Below are 19,294 nucleotides of genomic sequence, written 5' to 3'. Positions count from 1 at the left end.
CTTTCCATCGCTTCCTATTAATATCATGTAGAAAAACCTACCTTTTTGTGATAGACTCATTTAAAACCTATTCGCTGATTACAGGTACCCGGCTGCTTTGCCGGAAGACCGCGCTAAAGCGTAACAATTTTATAATAGATCTGGGGGGAAATCGACATCATGACAACCAAAAAAATGCGTTCAGACATGATCAAAAAAGGCTTTGACCGCGCGCCGCACCGCAGCCTTCTGCGTGCAGCAGGCGTTAAGGAAGAGGATTTCGGCAAACCGTTCATCGCCGTATGTAACTCTTACATCGACATCGTTCCGGGTCATGTGCATCTTCAGGAATTCGGTAAAATCGTGAAGGAAGCGATCCGTGAAGCTGGCGGCGTTCCGTTCGAGTTCAACACCATCGGCGTGGATGACGGAATTGCCATGGGTCATATCGGCATGCGCTACTCGCTGCCAAGCCGCGAGATCATAGCGGATTCCCTAGAAACCGTCGTATCGGCTCACTGGTTCGATGGCATGGTGTGTATCCCGAACTGTGACAAAATCACGCCCGGCATGCTGATGGGTGCCCTGCGCGTCAATATCCCTACGGTGTTTGTCAGCGGCGGGCCGATGAAAGCCGGCGTGGACAGCAAAGGCCGCAAATTGTCCCTGACCTCCGTATTTGAAGGCGTCGGCGCTCACCAGGTCGGCAAAATCAATGATGATGAGCTCCTGGAACTGGAACAATTCGGTTGTCCAACCTGCGGTTCCTGCTCCGGCATGTTCACCGCTAACTCCATGAACTGTCTAGCCGAAGCGCTGGGTCTTGCTCTCCCGGGTAATGGTACTATTCTTGCCATCGCCGAAGAGCGTAAAGAATTCGTCAAACAATCCGCCAAACAATTGATGGAACTCGTCAAAATGGACCTCAAGCCGCGTGATATCGTAACCGTTGAAGCAATCGACAACGCGTTTGCGCTGGATATGGCGATGGGCGGGTCCACCAACACCGTGCTTCATACGCTGGCTCTCGCACAAGAAGCAGGTCTCGATTACCCGCTGGAGCGGATCAACGAAGTTGCTGACCGCGTTCCTCACATCTCCAAGCTGGCTCCAGCTTCGGATTACTTTATTGAAGATGTACACTTGGCAGGCGGTGTGAGCGCGGTTCTGCATGAGCTTCTCAAGAAGCCGGGCGCACTACACGGGGATTGCATCACCGTAACGGGCAAGACGCTGGCCGAGAATGTAGCGGGCTGTGAAATCCAGGATGAGAACGTCATCCATCCGATCGATTCCCCGTATTCCGAACGCGGCGGTCTCGCGGTACTGTATGGCAATCTGGCTCCTGAAGGTTCTATCATCAAAGTCGGTGCCGTTGATCCATCGGTTGGCGGATACCATAAAGGGCCTGCTATCTGCTTTAACTCTCAGGACGAGGCGCTTAGCGGCATTGCCAACGGCAAGGTCAAGGAAGGTCATGTGGTTGTCATTCGTTATGAAGGGCCTAAGGGCGGACCGGGTATGCCGGAAATGCTGGCGCCGACCTCACAGATCGCAGGTATGGGACTCGGAGCCAAAGTCGGTCTGATCACAGACGGACGCTTCTCCGGTGCTTCCCGTGGTATCAGCATCGGCCATATCTCGCCGGAAGCGGCGGAAGGCGGACCTATCGCTTTCGTTGAAGACGGTGATATCATCGAGCTTGACCTGAATAACCGGACCATTCAATTGCTGGACGTTTCCGATGAGGAAATGGCTGTACGCCGCAGCAAATGGGTTGACTTCGAACCGAAAGTGAAGACCGGTTATCTTGCTCGCTACTCGAAGCTTGTTACGAACGCCAGCTCAGGCGGCGTATTGAAAATCTAATTCATCATTCGTACAAAAGCAAAGGGGTTATCCCTCGCAGGCATTGAAGCCTGCGGGGATAACCCCTTTTTTTTATATCCACATCACATCTATGAGATAATCCATACATAATGACAGTAAACCATCGATTCGATGAACTACATGCCCTGCGATGCACCGGCAACCGCCAGGTCAGCCACATGTTCCTGCTCTATTTCCTGCTGCTCCTCGGATGGAGGCTGAACCTGACTCTTCTTCTCAGCATACCGCCCGATCAGAACATCCACCGGCATCATCAGCATTTTTGGCTCCATGATCTGACTGCCCTCTTTAAGACGGGCCTGCCCTTTCGGATGAATAACGCTAAGCAGCAGCTTCAGATACAGTCTGGACGAGCTTGCAAACAGTCCCCGCGGTAAATCCATGACATGAAATCCGAATTGCTCCGGTCCCCGTGAAATCATGGTTACAGCATACAATCCCCTGATATCCTTGTACTCAGGCCGTTCCAATACCATATTAGCCAGAGAAGGCAGATCTTTCTGCACGGCACGAATCATTTTGATGGCGAGCTGCACTTCCGAACGGGAGCGGCTGCCGATCTCAAACAATTTTTTGTTATCAAAATGGAGCTCCAGCACCTGGTCTCCCTTTTCAAGCTGGCTGCCATCTTCCATCACGACCGTTTTGCCGGTAAAAGCGCGCTTTCGGAAATGCAGCATCGGATCTGCCGGCGAGACCGTTTTGAGCGCAAATACCGCATGAAATCCTTTTTCCCACAGAAGCCACAACGAGACGATCATACGCTTCAGAGGAGACAGCTTCTTCGCTTTCGCTTTGCTTTCCTTCGCCATCATATCGTCGATTCGGATGCTTCTCATTCCCTTCTGCTCTGCGACTTTCAGAACACGTTCCAGCGCGATCAGCATTTGCTCCGGTGCATCGGGATTCGCCCCCATCGTCGTACCGCAGTCATGTAAGAGCATAACCTCACCACCGTTAAGCTTGGAAAGCATTCGCTGGGTCAGCTTGTCGGCGCCGATCTTGCTCCGCCAATCATTAAACATTGAGGACCATAGGATGATCCGGCAGCCGGTATTCTTGGCAAAATCGAATAAATTCACGATTCCCCAGGGCGGTCTGTAATAACTCGATCGTTCACCGGTGATAGAGTAAATAATATCATCCGTGCGCTTGACTTGTTTACGGACGGTGACCGGCCGCATGAACCAATTGCTCTTGTGAACATAGTTGTGAATCCCGATCAGATGACCTTCACTATGAATGCGTTTTACAACTTCTGGATGCTTCTCGGCATGGGAACCCACCAGGAAAAACGTCGCCTTCATATTATACTGCTTCAAAAGATCCAGAAGTCTTGGTGTATAGATCGGATCAGGACCATCATCAAAGGTTAAGGCAAAGTCTTTCGAGCCTGTTCCCCTGCGAAATACTCGGAAACCAAATATCCGGGTCAAGATGCCGGGAATAAATGCATAAAAAGATGAAAGGTAAAACAACCATAGCAGTAATGTTTGCATGCTAACTCCCCGCTTTTTATTTCTTTTTCTAATGAACCCACTATTATTATTTTAGCATAGCACTTAAAGAAATAGGCTTTTTTTTCACAAATCGTGTACAATGATATCAATTAATAAAGTATAAAGGAGCCGATATCCCACTATGCTTCCCTTGTATAAAAAATATTGGAGAACCGCCTTTGATATAGGTTTAATCGTGCTTACGGTTTACCTCATCATGTTCATATTCAGCAAGCTGTACCAAATTGCGGCTCCGGTGTTTTTATCTTTCCTCGTTTTCCTGATTATCGAGCCTTTCTCCAAATTTTTGCACCGCAGGGGGCTCCCGAAACCATTTGCCGCGGCTATATCCGTTCTGCTCTTCCTGCTCGTCATCCTGGGCGTCCTGTTCGGAGCAGGGGCTCTCATCGTGTCGCAGTTCATGAACCTGCAGGATAATTTGCCGGCTTACACCCAAACGATCCAAAAACATTTCTCGGAAACCCTCATATTCCTGCAGACCAGGCTCGACGCCCTGCCACCGGATTTGACAGAACGTCTGAACGGTTATTTCCAGGACATCACTACCTTTGCCCAAGGTGCTGCAGAATCATTTTTCCATTATGTCGTCGGATTTATGGGGTCGTTCTCCTCGTTCATCGCGAATTTCGGGGTTGCGATTATCCTTGCCTTCTTCCTGAGCACTGAGATCGGCAGCTGGCGGAGAATCGCCAAAGACAAGACGCCAAGAACCCTCAAGACGGCTTTTGTATTCCTCAAAGATAATGTATTCAAGGCAATTGGCTCCTATTTAAAAGCTCAGATGAAGCTGGTCAGCATTACCTTTGTTATTGTATATATAGGACTTCTGATATTAGGTACGGGGAATTCGCTGTCCGTTGCGCTCATCTGCGCCGTGTTCGATGTATTGCCGCTGCTGGGTGTTCCCGTTATTCTTATTCCGTGGATTACCTATTTGTTCATCGTCGGGAACACGGGACTCGCCATTGGCTTGATCGTGCTGCTTGCCGTGGTTGTCATTTCCAGACAGCTGCTCGAGCCTAAAATTACAGGAAACTCGATCGGCGTATCCTCTGCATTTCTGATGTTGTCTTTTATGATGATCTCGCTGTCCATTTTTGGAGTTGCCGGTTTGATCCTGGCGCCTATCCTGCTGATTCTCATCAAGGAACTGCTTACGCAGGGATATCTGAAGCAGTGGATCCGGCTGCCGAGTGAAGAATTCGATGTGTCTCCATGGGACATGTCCCGCTCTTACGCAGAGCCGGAGGCCGATTCAACCGAAGCCAAGAAATCGGAAACCTGACCGAATATGTCGGTTGCCTGATTGCTGCTGTTCGGGTTCCGATTCTCAACCAATACAGCCACGGCATAACGTGGCTTCTCCACTGGGCCGTACCCGACAAACCACTGGTTGTTTCGGGTACGGCCTTTCACTGTTACCTGGGCCGTACCGGATTTACCTGCAAGAGTCCATATGCGATTTTTTAATGAGCTGCCTGTTCCCTCTTCGACAACATTCTCCATCCACTCGAGCAGAATGGAAGAGGTTTCCCGGGAAATACCTTTTCCAGATGTTCGATCCTTTAAAGGATCCGTATCTTGCAGCAATTGCCCGTTAGCATACCGGATCTGCTGTAAAATACGGGGCTGGGTCTTCACCCCGCCATGTAGCAGCGTTACCATCGCATTGGCGGCTTGCAGCGGGGATACGGCAGTGTCCCTTTGACCTATGCCAGTCTGGACTCTAACACCCGCATCAGAGGCGTCCGCCAAGCTGGAAAATACCGTACCCTTCTCTTCATGATCCAATGGCGCAAAAGAACGAAGCCCTAGAAACTGCTGGGATTTCCAGCCTACCGTTTGCCCGAATCCCAGTGCAGAGGCCGCCTCTGCCATTTGCTGAGCGGACAGTCTCTCTGCAAGTGTAGCAAATACGACGTTGCATGATTCCGCGAAGCCTTCACGAAGATCAATCGTTCCATGCCCCCCTTTTTTCCAGCAGGACATTCCGAACTTACCGTATTCGCCATCACAATGGAAATGTTCTCCTTCAGAGCTTAAACCATGCTCAAGTACGGCTGCAGCCGTGACCAGCTTGAAGATGGACCCTGGTGTAGCTGCCTTCAACCCGCGATTCTCCCACTGACCATCCTTCGGGTGAATCTGCTCCGGATTGTAGAATGGTCTTGAAACCATGGCCACGATATCCGCATTGCGGGCATCCAGCACAACAACCGCCCCTTCTTTCATGCCCGCTTTCTCCGTTATAGCCTCAATCCCTTGTTGAATATCGATATCAATCGTGGTGGATATCCGTAATGGATAGTACCGATTGTCAGGCGCCTTCACCATGGGCTTGATATCCTGAATGACTTCATTGGTGCTGTTAACCGGAAAATAGACAATGGTCGGCCCTTCCCCCCGTATCAACGAATCCATCGTTTTCTCCAATCCACTGGTTCCGGTAACCACTGGATAATCGTCAAAGAACAGGCTTTCCTTACGCTGACCAGACACAAAACCAAGCCACTGCATTCCCGATTGGCGATTGCCGTATCGCTGCTCATAGGGAAGAACCTTGAGTTTCGGTAGTTCAAGCTCTTGAATCTGCGCAATCTCATCTTTGGTTAAGGAACGAGGAATGAGGGATTTGTCCCCATGCCACAATTCTGGTTCCTTTAACTTACCCCAGGTCTGTATCAAATGATCCTTATTTGTTCCCAGTATACGGGCCAGCTTCACTAACTGATGATGGGAGTTCTTTAGTTCCTGCTCGCCAGCAGGAAACATCACGGCTGCCCAGATAAGTTTGCCCGTGAGCGGTTTTCCGTTCCGATCCGTAAAATGACCGCGACCCGAATCCAGCACAAGGCCCCGCTCCCTCTGGATCAGCGATGCCTCTACCATCGTATGCCGGCTGCCGGGAACGCGCTGATGCTTCATCACAAGCTGCACCCATGCAAGACGCAGCGTCAATACGGCGATTAAAAGCGTGAGTATTAGCCATCCGTATGTAATTCGCTTATTGCGGATAAGCCTCATGTCTTGCTCCTCCAATATGGTCGATGTCTCATCATTATTTCCATATGGAACCTGCCTCAATCACCCTCGCTTCTCTACCAAAATGAGCTCTCCAGAAAAGACAACCCCGATTATCCGGCATCAAAAATAACCCCACAAAGTGGAGCCTATGCTTCGTCGCTTATTCGCACGCTGAAGACTTGTACACTCTGTAAACTAAAAAAAAGGCTGCCCCATCAGCTTATACGGATGGAGCAGCCTTTGAATTATATTTCAATCCTACAATCTAAAACGAGACAAGGTCTCTTTCAGGTCATTCGATACATTCTCCAGCTGCGATGATAGATTAACCAGCTGACTGCTGACGCTTTGCTGCTCTGTAGAGAGAGAAGCTACCTCTTCCGAAGTTGCGGAGGATTCTTCCGCTACCGCGCTCACATTACTCATCGCTTCCGAAAGTACATTCTGAGATTCATTCAGTTCATCAATCGAATGCGTTACCGAATCCAAGGATTCGATAAAATCGACCATCTGCTGCTGAACGGATACGAAGATATCATTTGTTTCCTTAACAGCGTCCATCTGACCTTTGAAGAGAGGATTCGCATCCAGCAATACCTGGACGGTTTCATTCATCTCGGTCATGATCCGGTCTGTAATCTGGCTCACCATATCAATGGACTGCCTGGATTGGTCTGCCAGCTGGCGGATCTCATCGGCCACGACCATAAAGCCTTTACCAGCCGCCCCAGCACGGGCAGCCTCGATTGTTGCATTCAATGAAAGGATATTCGTTTGCTTTGTAATATTCTGAAGTACGTCCAGCACTTTGACAACCGAGGAGGTTGTCTCCTTCAAGCCATCAACCTTGTGCATCATGGAACGGGTCATATCCTCAGTCTGATGGGTCTTATCCAGCAAGTCGCTCAAATGCTTCGTTCCAAGCTCACTCGCGCTTTCCACGTGACGGGCCGATTTGCCCATCTCTTCGTTGGCTGAAACGACCATTTGCATCTGCTTCGAGATATTGTTGGTCAGATCGCTGCCGCGCTCGGCTTCAACCGCCAGACTGCTGGCACCGTTGGCAATTTCCTCGGTCGCTACGGCAATTTCTTTGGCGGAAATAGCCGTCTTCTTCGAGGCATCACTTAACTCGGTTGCCGTTCTAAGCACTTCCTGAGCGGTATTGCTCGTTTGCTGAACGAGTCCGGTAATCTGCTCCATCATATCGTTAAAGCTTGCGGAGAGCTGACCGATTTCGTCCTGGCTCTTATGGTCTGTGCGAACATTCAAATTGCCTTTGGCGCCTTCCTTCATCAACAGGTTAAGCTTGCCTAATGGACGGGCAATCATTCTTACCATCCAAATCCCGATCAGAATGGCAAAAATAACGTCGATGGCAGCCACGATAAGCGTGATGACCAGTATGCTTGATGCATCCTTCGTCAGCTCGCTGGTTTGGACAGATCCTACGAGCTTCCAATCGTTGGTGTTCAGCGTATTATAAACCGCCAGCACATTTCTTCCTTCCTCATCCTTCGTTCTTACGTCATCCGTTTTGGTGTCGGCCGGAAATTCCTTCGCAAACGTCCAAGCGGTTTCCGAACCTACAATGGAGGACTCGCTGGAGGAAACAACGATGCCTTCCGGACTGATCAATTGCAGCTGGCCGTTCTCGCCCAGGTTGATTCCCTTCAGCTGCGTATCCAGTACCGAGGCGTTAAGTTCAAACATCACCACATACGTTGAAGTCAGATCGTTCATAGACCCTAAAGAACGGGCAATCGTGAAATATGGTGCCCCGCTGTTCTGCATCGTTGGCAGCCACATAATCTTCTTGTCGCCTTCCTTCAATTCGGTATACCAGCTTTGCTCAAGGACGGTTTTCGAAGACTCTGAGGCTTGACCTGCCGATATGATCTTCTCACTCTTGGTAGGAATCAAATAAATGGCTCGGATCGACGAATCCGATGTAATCTGATTGGATAGTTTATCCCGAATGCTGCGCTCCACCGTAAACGCGTCGTAATCGCTTAACTTTTTATCCGTGTATTCAGACAACAACTTCTGCAATTCAATGTCATAGAAGATTTGTCTACCGGCATTCTCGTACTTCTCCAGAATGATGTCGATTTTCTCAGAGGTTTGAATGATCGTCTGCTGATTGCCGTTTGCAGCATTCTTCTCAATCGTGCTCTTCGCCTTATCGTAGGACAGATAACCCAAGACGATCACAAAAAATACAATCGCTGACAAAAAGATCAGGAACAATCGAATTCCGACGGATTTCGCCGGGTTCATCGGCATCCGGCTTATAGCCGTTCCCACGTTTGAAAAAAACGACTTGGCAGTATGTATCCCTGTTGATGCCGAAGATTTTTCCTTTTTCTCTTTGATACCCCCGGGCTTCTTGCCCTTTTTCGGCTTCTTATCATGCTGCTCAACTTCTGACATTAGCTGTTCACCTACCACAATCATATTATTAATACGTCGGTCCAATCCCTTGCAACGTATTCGTTACTCTTTATTTCGACAATTGGAGGTGTTTTCCTTTGGGTTTTCGCAAAAAAATAATTCTTAATCCCTAATTTTTTTACAAACAAAAAGAATCCAAGGTCCATCCACAGACCCGGATTCTCAATTGTGTAGTTCTTTAGATCTATTTTTTTGTTACCCTTTACGCTTTCTCATCATATCAAAATGGCGCACCGGCTGATCCACCTTCATGCGAATGAGCTGCAAAGGATGGCGAGCTGCATCAAGTTCACTGCCGTTCTCATCCTCAATAGGACCAACTGCCTGCTTAAAGAAGGTTCCTTCCGGTCCGAAAAACTCGATTTCATCCCCTGGCTTAAAGTGGTTCCGCTGCTGAATGACAGCCGTTCCCGACTTCTCGTCATAGTCCATCACCAGGCCGGCGAAGTCATAAGGGACCGCCTTCTCTTCGGGTTCATAGATATGATCCTCATGGTCCGGTGTATCATAGAAGAACCCGGTATTCAGCGGTCGATTGGCCGCTTTATTAATTTCTTCGATCCATTCCGGCTTCAATACATAATGATCAGGGTCAGCCATATAGGAATCAATCGCCTGTCGATATACATTAACCACAGTCGCTACGTAATGGATCGACTTCATCCGTCCTTCAATCTTGAAGCTGTCGATTCCCACCTCAATCAGATCCGGAATATGCTCGAGCATGCAGAGATCCTTCGACCCCATCGTAAACTGGTTGTCTTCCGGCTGGAACAACGGGATCTGCGTAACGCCCGGTTTGAATGGGGACGGAGCAGGGGCCGGCTGTTCCATCAACTGCTGCTCTTCCGATACCCACTGGCCTTGCTCTTCTCTTCCATCCACAAACAAATCGTATTTCCAACGGCAGGATTGGCAGCATCCGCCCCGGTTGGAATCACGATCCGTAAAATGATTGGACAACACGCAGCGACCGGAGAACGAGGAGCACATCGCGCCATGGATAAAGGCCTCAATCTCAATATCGACATGCTCTTTAATCGCCGCGATTTCCTCCAGACTCGCCTCGCGTCCAAGTACAACCCGCGGCAATCCTTCATCCTTCCAGAACTTCACGGCCTGCCAATTCAGCGTGGATTGCTGTGTGCTCAGATGAACTTCGAGCTTGGGCGCGGCACGTTTGGCCACTTCAATAATTGCCGGATCTGCGGCGATGATTGCCGCAATGCCTGCTTCCTCCAAACTTCGCAGGTAGGCTTCAATTCCCTCAATGTCCTCATTATGCGCATATATGTTGGTTGCCACAAATACTTTGGCGCCGTATTTCTTGGCGAACTCCACGCCCTCTTTCATTTCTTCAAAACTGAAATTGTCCGCATTTGAACGAAGCCCGTATTTCTGGCCCCCAATGTATACCGCATCGGCGCCATAATGCACCGCAAATTTCAGTTTTTCCAGATTACCCGCCGGGGCGAGCAATTCCGGCTTGTCCAGGCGATAGCGTTTGCCCTTGTACTTTGGCTGTGCCATTGCTTCCATGCTGTCCACTCCTTAATAAACTTGTTCCTTATAGAAAAATCCAAACGACAATTCACGTTCCGGATCCTGAATCGCGCGAATTCCGTCCATCCACTCTTCCTGAAAAGCATAAGTGGATGCATCTGCAGCATATAAATCAATCGCTTGGCGATAGGTTCGAATCACCAGCTCATTGTAATGCCGCGGCTTCAGCAGCGTCTCAACCTTAAAGCTGTCCATGCCTGCTGCCATTAACAGATGCAAATCCTCCAGAATGCAAATATCCTCCGAACTCATAATATGGGTTCCGTTGATATCTTCATAGATCGGATATTTCTCTTCTTGACGCTCAGCTTCAATGAGAAACAAACCGCGCTCCTTGCCAAGGCTGCCTTCATTCACCGGTCTGCCCTGCTGCTGCATATAGCTGTTCACCAGGCGCCGCTTGGAATGATAGATGTTGGTCATGCCATGAACCTGAACCTGTGCTTCCAGCTGAAGCTGCGGCTTCATGTCGGTTACCTCGTCCATATTTAATTCACGCGCAAGTATAACCCGGGAGGCGCCTTTGCTTCCCCAGTAATTGGCCGTTGAATAGTTGGTGGCGGTCATTTCTGCGTTCCAATGAAGTTTTACCTGTGGAGCCAGCTCTTTTACGGTAGTGAGTACGGATGGATCGTTAAATTCCACCGCGTCTACCCCGATTTCTCCGAGCGCCTTAACATAGGCAGGTAGCTCGGGCAGCAAATCATTTGTCATCAAGTTGTTCAAGCTGACGTACACTTTGCTTCCTCGTTCATGAGCAAGATGTACGACTTGGGTTATTTCATCCAATGTCAGACTGCCAGGCAGTCTCATGCCGAATCGATCCTCGCCAACGAGCAGTGCGTCGGCTCCCGCTTCCAGATAAGCAGCGGCATCAGCCAGAGACCCGGCTGCTGCCAATAATTCAGGTTTGATACTCATTTAAAAATTCCTCCCTACTTAGAGGTTGTTCAACAAGACTCTTCTGAGTACGAGCTGGATCTGTTCCTTGTCACTCAGCGTATCAGCGGACTTGCTCAACACGTAATATTATTGTTGTGCCATCTTCTTGCTGGTCTCGATATTTTTCAAATGCTCTTTATACGTTTTGGCAAACAGATGCTCTTGTGTACCGTCTTTCTTTGTTACATAGAACAAATAATCGGATTTCTCCGGATTCAAAGCAGCCTGAATCGATTCCAGGCTCGGGCTCGAGATCGGGCCAGGCGGCAGACCCTTTTGACGATATGTGTTATACGGGCTTTCAACCTCAAGGTCGGCATAAAGCAATCGTTCCTTCGGTTTATCCAACAGATATTGCACGGTTGCATCGATTTCCAGCTTCATGTCCTCTTCCAATCGATTATATATAACGCCAGCCACCAGGGCACGCTCCTGATCTGCAACCACTTCCCGCTCCACCAGCGAAGCGATGGTCATGAGTTCATGGAACGTTACGCCGCGAGCCTCCAATTGACTCTCCCAATCCGGAATTTCGGCCAAACGTTTCTCCGTTTCTTTCAGCATGGTTTCTACAATACCTTTTGCCGTAATATCCTTTTTCGGCAGATTATAGGTCGCAGGGAACAAGTATCCCTCTAGATGATGCCTGAGGCCTGCCTCCTGGGGAATTTCTCCAGCAATCGGAACATCCCAGCCGGCCGGCTGATCCACAACTTTCAAGAATTCCTTCTCATCGATTCCGCTCTCTTGAGCGATGGTCTCCGCCATTTGAAGGATCGTATATCCCTCAGGGATCGTGAAACGAACCATCTCCTCGGGCTTCACTTCGCCTTTGTTCATCTTCGATAACAGTTCCTTGAACGGAGTGCCTGGGGTTGCCTCATAGGTCCCTGCCATCAGACGGCTTCCTTCCCCGCTGAGCTTTAAATAACCTTTAAGTATAAGGGCATTCTTGATCAGTCCCTTTTCCTCAAGAAGATCGGCGATAGAGGACGTGCTCATGCCGGACTCCACGGTGAATTCGACGGGAGTTTCCGAGCTTTGAACGGGCTGTAAACCATTCCATACGTAAAATACGGCCCCGCCCGCAAGGAGGATCAGGACCAATACTGCTATTGCCAGTTTCTTCAATCTACTCATCCCTTCACACCAAAAGGGGCGGACAGCTCCGCCCCTTCCTGAACTTTCATTTGAAAATTAAGCATGTGCTCCTGCAGGAGGGAACTTAATCCTCGTCTCCTTCGGGAAACGTCAGCTCATCATAGAGCTCTGACACATTCTCCCATTCCTCGTCGTCGTCAATGGTTGACAGCTGCAATCCGCCGTCCTCGCCCTTTACGATACGAAGCACCTCGTACTCCTCATCGGTTCGATCCGGCTGAACCAGAATGGCATACCCTTGACCATCCACTTCAAATTCGGCGGCAATATCATAAACCTCGATATGGCCTTTATCGTCCTCAAGCTCGACACTCTCACCGAATGCTTCCTTAAGTACTTGGGTCCATACGATATTCTCAACCGAAAAATCAGACATCATTCGTCTCTCCCGTCCAGCTCTTCCACGAGCGTATTGAAGGTTTCTTCAACAATGGCCCATTCTTCATCGTCTTCAATCATAAACAATTTCAAGTCGTCTCCGTCTTCCTCATAACGGAAGGCGTAGACCTCGTCTGTCTCTTCGTCGGCAGACTCCCTTGGTACGACCATCATATATTTAGCATCCGAGCCATCCACTTCGAATTTCATGATGACTTCGAATTCTTCCTCGTTGCCTTCATCGTCGGGAATATAAATAATTTCCGGTTCTTCTTCCATACCAATATGCTCATTAGCCATTGTAATCACCCTCACCTTTACCTTTTAGAATCCAAGTAGTTTTGCAAAATCAAGCTTGCCGCCATTTTATCTACAACCTGTTTTCGCTTCTTTCGGCTGACATCGGCTTCAAGCAATGTCCTTTCAGCGGATACTGTTGATAGCCGTTCATCCCAAAGGTGAACGGGTAAGGATAGGGACTCTCGCAATGTGCTTGCGAATTCCATGCAGATTTCGCCCCGCGGACCAATCGTGCCGTTCATATTTTTAGGCAAGCCGACCACGATTTCACCGACCTCGTTATCTTTGACGAGTGCGGCAATTCTGTCCAGTTCGCCTTCATCACGGCGGCGCTCGATAACTTCAACCCCTTGGGCCGTCCATCCGAACGCGTCGCTTATGGCAACACCGATTCTGCGGTCCCCGTAATCCAATCCCATGATCTTCTTCATCCCTGTGTGCTCCTAACGGTGACTGGCTAAATAGAACCGGACCAGTTCTTCAATCAATTCATCTCGCTCTTTTTTCCGGATCAAACTTCTGGCATTATTGTGCCGAGGTATATAAGCGGGATCCCCGGACAAAAGATACCCTACGATTTGGTTAATCGGATTGTACTCCTTCTCTACCAGCGAATCGTACACCGAAAGTAGAATGTCCTGGGCGGAAGCCTCCTTTTCATCACCTTTTACATTGAACTTGACAGTCTTATCCATGGAGTCCATGTGTGACACACCTCGCTTCTTCAAAGAACATGTTTACCATGCTTCGTCGAATAAATATTTACCAGCTTGATCTAGTTATATCATAACATAATCCTAAGTCTCTACGGAAATCGAAAGCGAAATATTTAGAGAGTGTTCCAAAAAATTCGGGATTGTGTACAGCAAAACGTTGGATCCCGCTTACGATTGCCAGCTGTACACAATCTGGACAAATCTGTTACACGCCCCGGGCTATGAGATCCTCGGCGTGCTGCAGCGCCTGGGTCAGTTTGGAACCATCCTTGCCCCCGGCTTGCGCCATATCCGGACGGCCTCCGCCGCCTCCGCCGCATATCGAAGCCACTTCTTTAACGAGCTTGCCGGCATGATAGCCCTGCTTCACCAGATGCTGCGGAACGGCTACGACGAAATTCACCTTGTCGCCTGCTTTGGAGCCGAGCACGAGGATCGCCTCCGGCAGCTTGCCCTTCAATTCGTCAGCAATGCCGCGGAGTCCATCCATGCTGCCAGCCTGCACTTCAGCTGCAAGCAGCGACGTGTTTCCGACCTGCTTCACTTTATCGGTCAACTGGCTAGCCTCAATCGCTCCAAGTTTGCCTTGCAGGGACTCGTTCTCCCGGGCAAGATCCTTCACCTGCTGGTTCAGGCCTTCAATCCGCTTCGGCACGTCCGCAAGATTGCTCTTCAACAAACCTGCGGCTTGCTTGAGCAGATCCATTTGGCCTTCCAGATGCTCATAAGCGTAACGTCCCGTTACGGCTTCAATGCGGCGAACGCCGGAGCCGATGCCGCTCTCGCCAAGCAGCTTGAAGATTCCGATCTGGGAGGTGTTGCCTACATGGCATCCGCCGCAGAGCTCGATGCTGTAATCTCCGACCTGAACGACACGGACGATATCTCCGTATTTCTCTCCGAACAATGCCATGGCGCCCATCGCCTTCGCTTCATCAATGGCCTTGCGCTCGATAACAACCGGAATGCTCTTCCATACCTGTTCATTCACGCGGCGCTCAATATCGGCCAGCTCTTCAGGCGTAATGCTGCCGAAGTGGGAGAAGTCGAAGCGCAGACGCTGCGGTTCAACAAGGGAACCTGCCTGATTGACATGATCGCCCAGCACTTCCTTCAATGCTTTATGCAAAAGGTGTGTGGCGGTATGGTTCTTGACGATATCATTGCGCATAGCGGAGTCCACCTGCGCTTTGACCGTATCGCCCACTTTAAGCTCGCCGAGCTCTACGGTTACGAAATGCACATGCTGTCCATGCGGAGCCTTGAAAAGACCTTCCACTCTGGCACGAACGGATCCGCCTTCTATCATCCCCTGGTCGCTGACCTGACCGCCGCTTTCGGCATAGAACGGGGTAACGTCCAGAATGACCTGACAGGTCTCGCCTTCACTGACGCTGTCTGCGAAGCTGTCACCGGAAACAATGGCGAGCACTTTCGCCTCGCTGACGGTGTCATTATATCCAACAAATTCACTTTTAACCGTATAATCGGAAAGAACGCCGCCTTGAATCTTCATGCTTTCCGTTTCATGACGGGCCGCACGCGCACGATCACGCTGTTCCTTCATCGCAGCATCAAAGCCTTCACGGTCCACGGTCAATCCGTGTTCGGACGCATAATCCTCCGTTAAATCAAACGGGAAGCCATACGTATCATACAATTTGAACGCGTCGCTGCCGCTGATGACCGATTTGCCCTGCTTCTTCGCTTCGGCGCTAACGTCAGCCAAGATGTTCAAGCCGTCGGAGAGCGTTTTGTGGAACTGTTCTTCTTCCGTTGCGATGACCTTCTCGATAAAGGCGCGCTTCTCAACGACCTCTGGATAGTATACGCCCATAATATCGCCTACGGTACCGGTCAATGTATACATGAATGGTTTGTCCAGCCCGAGCACCTTTCCGTAACGAACCGCACGGCGGAGCAAACGACGGATGACATAACCGCGGCCTTCGTTGGAAGGCAGCACGCCATCGCCTACTGCGAACGCAACCGTACGGATATGGTCTGCAATGACCTTCAGCGCGATATCGTACTCCGTCTTCTCATTGTATTTAACGCCGGCAAGCTCTGCCGTCTTCTGGATGATCGGCTGGAACAGGTCGGTATCGAAGTTGGACGCTACGTTTTGCAGGATGGAAGCAAAGCGCTCGAGTCCCGCACCCGTATCAATGTTCTTGTTCGGAAGCGGTGTATAGCTGCCGTCCTTGTTGTGGTTGAACTGGGAGAATACGAGGTTCCATACTTCGAGCCAGCGTTCATTCTCACCGCCAGGGAACATTTCGGATTCCGGAGCATCCGTGTCGTATCCTTCACCGCGATCATAGAAAATCTCGGTACAAGGTCCGCAAGGTCCTTCGCCGATATCCCAAAAGTTATCCTGCAGCTTAATGATGCGTTCCTTCGGCAGTCCGATTTTTTCATTCCACAATTTGAAGGCTTCCTCGTCTTCCGGATACACGGTAACGGACAGTTTCTCCGGATCGAAGCCGATCCATTTCTTGTCCGTCAGGAACTCCCAAGCCCAGGTGATAACCTCTTCTTTAAAATAATCCCCAATGGAGAAGTTGCCCAACATTTCGAAGAATGTATGGTGACGACGGGTTTTGCCGACATTCTCAATATCATTGGTCCGAATACATTTTTGCGAATTCGCAATTCTCGGATTCTCCGGCTTCACACGCCCGTCAAAATAAGGCTTGAGCGGAGCCATGCCTGCATTAATCCAGAGCAGGGACGGGTCATTGTGCGGAACAAGCGATGCACTTGGCTCGATATTGTGGCCTTTCTCTGCAAAAAACTCTAGCCATTTGGAACGGATTTCACTAGCTTTCATCTCTACACTTCCTCCAGTCATAATATGGCGTCCGGATCACTTGGTTCCGAACACAAAAAAACGCCCCTGAATTAAATTCAGGGACGATGTTCTCGCGGTACCACCCTGGTTATCGTCCATTCATCCTCCAGCAGGGTCCTCCTGGAATCACATATGTGACGATCGCCTCGTAACGGCTGGATAACGGGGGCCACCCGGTGAATTTGAATCACACTCAAAAATTAGCATTCGGCTTAGGTTCGCTTCCAGGTTCTCGCAGCCAGCCGGAAATTCTCCGGGCAGGAACCTGTTCTCTGGGCAAGGTACGCAAAGCCTACTTGATTTTCTCATCGATTTGTACGTTTATAGGTTTATCATTTCAAGTATATATAGGGCGTAACTATCTGTCAATGCATGAACATTGCCGCTACAGACTGGAGTCTTCAGCCGGATTTCCTTCTGACATAATAAGCGAAAAAATGCTGCAGCAGCACTTTGATGACGGCAAAGACGGGAACAGCCAAAATCAAGCCCACGGTTCCGGCGATCTGACCGCCGACAAGGAGTGCAAAAATGATCAGGAGCGGATGCATATGCAGCTTTTTCCCCACCACTTGGGGCGAAATGATGTTGCTCTCCAGCGTCTGGCAGATCATATTAACCACCACCACCAGCAGCACCATCTTCCAGGAAATCGTGGACGCCATCACAAGCGCAGGCGCCGCCCCGAGAAAAGGGCCCAAATACGGAATGATGTTAAACACCGCCACGATGCTTGCCAGCAGCAGTGCGTACGGCATACCAACAATCATATACCCTACATATGCCAGTACGCCGATGATTAAGCATACCAGGAATTGTCCGCGGACATAATTCCCCAGAGCCTCGTCAATCTCTTTAAGCAGCGTGACAATCGACTTCCGGCGGCTCCGCGGCAGATAGGATACAGCGGTTCGCTGAAACACCTCAAAATCTTTTAATATGTAGAAGATCAAGAATGGAACAATTAACACATTAAACAGGATATTAATCGTGTTGCCGATATTGTCCATGAAATCCGAGATCCCTCCGGCCAGCCTCGATTCCATCTGCAAGAACCAGCTGTTGACGCCTGTCCTTACTCCCGGAGGCAGCAGCCTGCTGTCCAGATTGGTCATCAGACTTTGGGCGTTCATCGTTAATTCAGGCAAATGCTCGTTGAGCTCCTCCAGCTGCCGAATCAGCATCGGGATCATGTTCATCAGAATGACGGCAAGCGACGTGAGAAAGACGGCATAAATAAGCAGCACCGCCATACTCCGCGGCACTTTGCGGTCAGAGAGCATGCATACAACCGGATTGAGCACATAAGATATGATCATGGCAACCAGAAATGGCGCCAGGACAGCTTTGAGAAATCGATAGACATCCAGAAACAGCGGACGCAGCAGCCAGACAAAGTAAAGAGAGATGAGTCCAAGCATTAACCATACCAACAATCGAAACCATTTGTTTTCGGTCAGCTGTTCCACACAGGCACCCTCCTTTTTCGAAAGCTACCCTGTAGTATATGTACAAGCTTCCAGAAATAAACTAACATTTCCGCCGGCCCAAATGAAAAAGACTCCTGCTGCCTCAGCCATACAGGCCTTCAGCAAGGAGTCGTTATCTTTAACTTACAATATGTACGCGTTCTTTAGGAAGACGCGTGCATAGGAGGGAAATCCGGCTGCATTTCATCACCGAAGAACAAGTCATCCAGCGAGCTGAGCGTGCCATCCTCTTCTACCTGGTATACGGACATTTTCTCTCCGTTGACTGTCAATTCGATAAAGCAACCCCAGCAATAAAACTGGTGGGAGCCGATTTTCCCGATATCTTTGGAACTACAGTTTGGACATTTCATCCTACCTCACCCTATCCGTTCACAGAATTAATGGCTTTTTCCAGACGCTGTTCGCTCATCGGGGGTACCATAACGGCACTTTCGCCGATAGCCATTTCCGCTGTGCAAGGCAGCCATTTGCGACCTTCGATCAAATCCGAGACAAATCCATCGGATATTTCCAACCCTAGTATTGTATTGCCCTGTTCCTGCTCAAAATAAACATCCGATATACGCCCGAGCAGGATACCATCCTCTGTCAAGACCTGCATCTCTTTCAGTTTGCGCTTGCCCAAAAGGTACGTAAGCGATATATCATTGGCGCCCAGCTTGCGGACAGCCTCTTGGCTCCGGATCATGACGGCATCTTCCCCGTATGCGACGATATCTTCCCATGAGACGCTTTTCACATGCGTGGAAAACAAAGCCTTGCCTTCCAGCTCCAAACCGGTAATCAACCAGTTCTCATCTAGTATAAAATCGTGGATTTTGCCGATTTCCTTACCGTTCTCCACGTCGAATACAGCCAGTCCAATCATTTCTTGAAGCTTCATATACGGTGGACACCTCCTCATCCTTCATGGTTTGAAATCAGCCGCCGGTCAAAATTTCGTTAGCCTGACGGGCCATTTCCAAGGATGAAATGGACGAACGCATACCCCCTATTCCCTAGAAGGAGAAATCCCTTAAC

At 49.7% G+C, this 19,294-nt stretch carries 16 protein-coding genes; 2 read left to right on the top strand and 14 right to left on the bottom strand.

Translation table 11 applies throughout. The annotated features are described in order from the left end of the window. The first annotated feature begins 159 nt into the window (after positions 1 to 159). The gene (ilvD, locus tag MKX98_RS08720; protein WP_194541529.1) at positions 160 to 1,848 is read left to right on the top strand and encodes a dihydroxy-acid dehydratase; all 1,689 of its coding nucleotides are present in this window, start codon (positions 160 to 162) and stop codon (positions 1,846 to 1,848) included. A gap of 137 nt (positions 1,849 to 1,985) precedes the next feature. Here the strand turns inward: ilvD and MKX98_RS08715 are convergent, their stop codons facing one another. After that, positions 1,986 to 3,368 (bottom strand): polysaccharide deacetylase family protein, encoded by a 1,383-nt coding sequence (locus MKX98_RS08715; RefSeq protein ID WP_339222624.1) that lies wholly within the window; start codon positions 3,366 to 3,368, stop codon positions 1,986 to 1,988. 142 nt (positions 3,369 to 3,510) lie between these two features. Here MKX98_RS08715 and MKX98_RS08710 point away from each other — a divergent pair, with 142 nt between their 5' ends. After that, entirely contained in the window at positions 3,511 to 4,674 is a 1,164-nt protein-coding gene (locus MKX98_RS08710; RefSeq protein ID WP_194541527.1) for an AI-2E family transporter, read from the top strand. On the opposite strand, the gene MKX98_RS08705 is transcribed toward MKX98_RS08710, so the two are convergent. The 13 genes from MKX98_RS08705 to MKX98_RS08645 form a co-directional block, all read right to left on the bottom strand. After that, positions 4,623 to 6,413: a penicillin-binding protein 2 gene (locus tag MKX98_RS08705; protein ID WP_339222622.1), complete on the bottom strand. Its 1,791-nt coding sequence runs from the start codon at positions 6,411 to 6,413 to the stop codon at positions 4,623 to 4,625. The two genes, MKX98_RS08710 and MKX98_RS08705, sit on opposite strands and share 52 nt — an antisense overlap. 258 nt (positions 6,414 to 6,671) lie before the next feature. Further along, positions 6,672 to 8,846 (bottom strand): methyl-accepting chemotaxis protein, encoded by a 2,175-nt coding sequence (locus MKX98_RS08700; RefSeq protein ID WP_194541522.1) that lies wholly within the window; start codon positions 8,844 to 8,846, stop codon positions 6,672 to 6,674. 216 nt (positions 8,847 to 9,062) lie between these two features. Continuing rightward, on the bottom strand, positions 9,063 to 10,406 hold the full coding sequence (locus MKX98_RS08695) for a U32 family peptidase (protein WP_194541521.1): 1,344 nt from the start codon (positions 10,404 to 10,406) through the stop codon (positions 9,063 to 9,065). A gap of 12 nt (positions 10,407 to 10,418) precedes the next feature. After that, the gene (locus MKX98_RS08690) at positions 10,419 to 11,351 is read right to left on the bottom strand and encodes a peptidase U32 family protein (RefSeq protein ID WP_220686123.1); all 933 of its coding nucleotides are present in this window, start codon (positions 11,349 to 11,351) and stop codon (positions 10,419 to 10,421) included. Positions 11,352 to 11,459: 108 nt separating this feature from the next. Then, positions 11,460 to 12,503: an endolytic transglycosylase MltG gene (mltG, locus tag MKX98_RS08685; protein ID WP_339224363.1), complete on the bottom strand. Its 1,044-nt coding sequence runs from the start codon at positions 12,501 to 12,503 to the stop codon at positions 11,460 to 11,462. A 94-nt stretch (positions 12,504 to 12,597) separates the two neighbouring features. Further along, entirely contained in the window at positions 12,598 to 12,912 is a 315-nt protein-coding gene (locus MKX98_RS08680) for a DUF1292 domain-containing protein (RefSeq protein ID WP_233354791.1), read from the bottom strand. Beyond that, positions 12,909 to 13,211, bottom strand: coding sequence for a DUF1292 domain-containing protein (locus MKX98_RS08675; protein ID WP_071222779.1), 303 nt, complete (start codon positions 13,209 to 13,211; stop codon positions 12,909 to 12,911). Before MKX98_RS08675 ends, MKX98_RS08680 begins: the two co-directional genes overlap by 4 nt. Positions 13,212 to 13,228: 17 nt before the next feature. Next, positions 13,229 to 13,642, bottom strand: a complete 414-nt coding sequence (ruvX, locus tag MKX98_RS08670) for a Holliday junction resolvase RuvX (protein WP_194541519.1) — start codon at positions 13,640 to 13,642, stop codon at positions 13,229 to 13,231. Between the two features lie 12 nt (positions 13,643 to 13,654). Beyond that, complete coding sequence (locus MKX98_RS08665) at positions 13,655 to 13,915, bottom strand: IreB family regulatory phosphoprotein (protein ID WP_006208869.1); 261 nt, start codon at positions 13,913 to 13,915, stop codon at positions 13,655 to 13,657. Between the two features lie 217 nt (positions 13,916 to 14,132). Then, positions 14,133 to 16,760, bottom strand: coding sequence for an alanine--tRNA ligase (gene alaS / locus MKX98_RS08660; RefSeq protein WP_339222616.1), 2,628 nt, complete (start codon positions 16,758 to 16,760; stop codon positions 14,133 to 14,135). A gap of 422 nt (positions 16,761 to 17,182) precedes the next feature. After that, on the bottom strand, positions 17,183 to 18,250 hold the full coding sequence (locus MKX98_RS08655; protein WP_339222614.1) for an AI-2E family transporter: 1,068 nt from the start codon (positions 18,248 to 18,250) through the stop codon (positions 17,183 to 17,185). Positions 18,251 to 18,414: 164 nt separating this feature from the next. Beyond that, positions 18,415 to 18,624, bottom strand: a complete 210-nt coding sequence (locus tag MKX98_RS08650) for a hypothetical protein (protein ID WP_071222775.1) — start codon at positions 18,622 to 18,624, stop codon at positions 18,415 to 18,417. A gap of 11 nt (positions 18,625 to 18,635) precedes the next feature. Beyond that, positions 18,636 to 19,157 carry a PRC-barrel domain-containing protein gene (locus MKX98_RS08645; protein WP_339222612.1) on the bottom strand — a complete coding sequence of 174 codons (522 nt, stop codon included), beginning with the start codon at positions 19,155 to 19,157 and terminating at the stop codon, positions 18,636 to 18,638. Positions 19,158 to 19,294: the final 137 nt, after the last annotated feature.

It is taken from the genome of Paenibacillus sp. FSL W7-1332, from assembly GCF_037969785.1.
In the GTDB taxonomy this organism is placed as follows: Bacteria; Bacillota; Bacilli; order Paenibacillales; family Paenibacillaceae; genus Paenibacillus_AQ.
The sequence above is the reverse complement of the archived record's forward strand: the minus strand, read 5'-3'. Positions and strand labels throughout refer to the sequence as shown.

Bases quoted from the DNA above. Each gene is read 5' to 3' on its own strand.
- MKX98_RS08675 (WP_071222779.1), bottom strand. From the start codon at position 13,211: ATGGCTAATGAGCATATTGGTATGGAAGAAGAACCGGAAATTATTTAT.
- MKX98_RS08645 (WP_339222612.1), bottom strand. From the start codon at position 19,157: ATGAAGCTTCAAGAAATGATTGGACTGGCTGTATTCGACGTGGAGAAC.
- MKX98_RS08695 (WP_194541521.1), bottom strand. From the start codon at position 10,406: ATGGAAGCAATGGCACAGCCAAAGTACAAGGGCAAACGCTATCGCCTG.
- MKX98_RS08715 (WP_339222624.1), bottom strand. From the start codon at position 3,368: ATGCAAACATTACTGCTATGGTTGTTTTACCTTTCATCTTTTTATGCA.
- MKX98_RS08700 (WP_194541522.1), bottom strand. From the start codon at position 8,846: ATGTCAGAAGTTGAGCAGCATGATAAGAAGCCGAAAAAGGGCAAGAAG.
- alaS (WP_339222616.1), bottom strand. From the start codon at position 16,760: ATGAAAGCTAGTGAAATCCGTTCCAAATGGCTAGAGTTTTTTGCAGAG.
- MKX98_RS08665 (WP_006208869.1), bottom strand. From the start codon at position 13,915: ATGGACTCCATGGATAAGACTGTCAAGTTCAATGTAAAAGGTGATGAA.
- ruvX (WP_194541519.1), bottom strand. From the start codon at position 13,642: ATGAAGAAGATCATGGGATTGGATTACGGGGACCGCAGAATCGGTGTT.
- MKX98_RS08690 (WP_220686123.1), bottom strand. From the start codon at position 11,351: ATGAGTATCAAACCTGAATTATTGGCAGCAGCCGGGTCTCTGGCTGAT.
- ilvD (WP_194541529.1), top strand. From the start codon at position 160: ATGACAACCAAAAAAATGCGTTCAGACATGATCAAAAAAGGCTTTGAC.
- MKX98_RS08705 (WP_339222622.1), bottom strand. From the start codon at position 6,413: ATGAGGCTTATCCGCAATAAGCGAATTACATACGGATGGCTAATACTC.
- MKX98_RS08680 (WP_233354791.1), bottom strand. From the start codon at position 12,912: ATGATGTCTGATTTTTCGGTTGAGAATATCGTATGGACCCAAGTACTT.
- MKX98_RS08650 (WP_071222775.1), bottom strand. From the start codon at position 18,624: ATGAAATGTCCAAACTGTAGTTCCAAAGATATCGGGAAAATCGGCTCC.
- MKX98_RS08710 (WP_194541527.1), top strand. From the start codon at position 3,511: ATGCTTCCCTTGTATAAAAAATATTGGAGAACCGCCTTTGATATAGGT.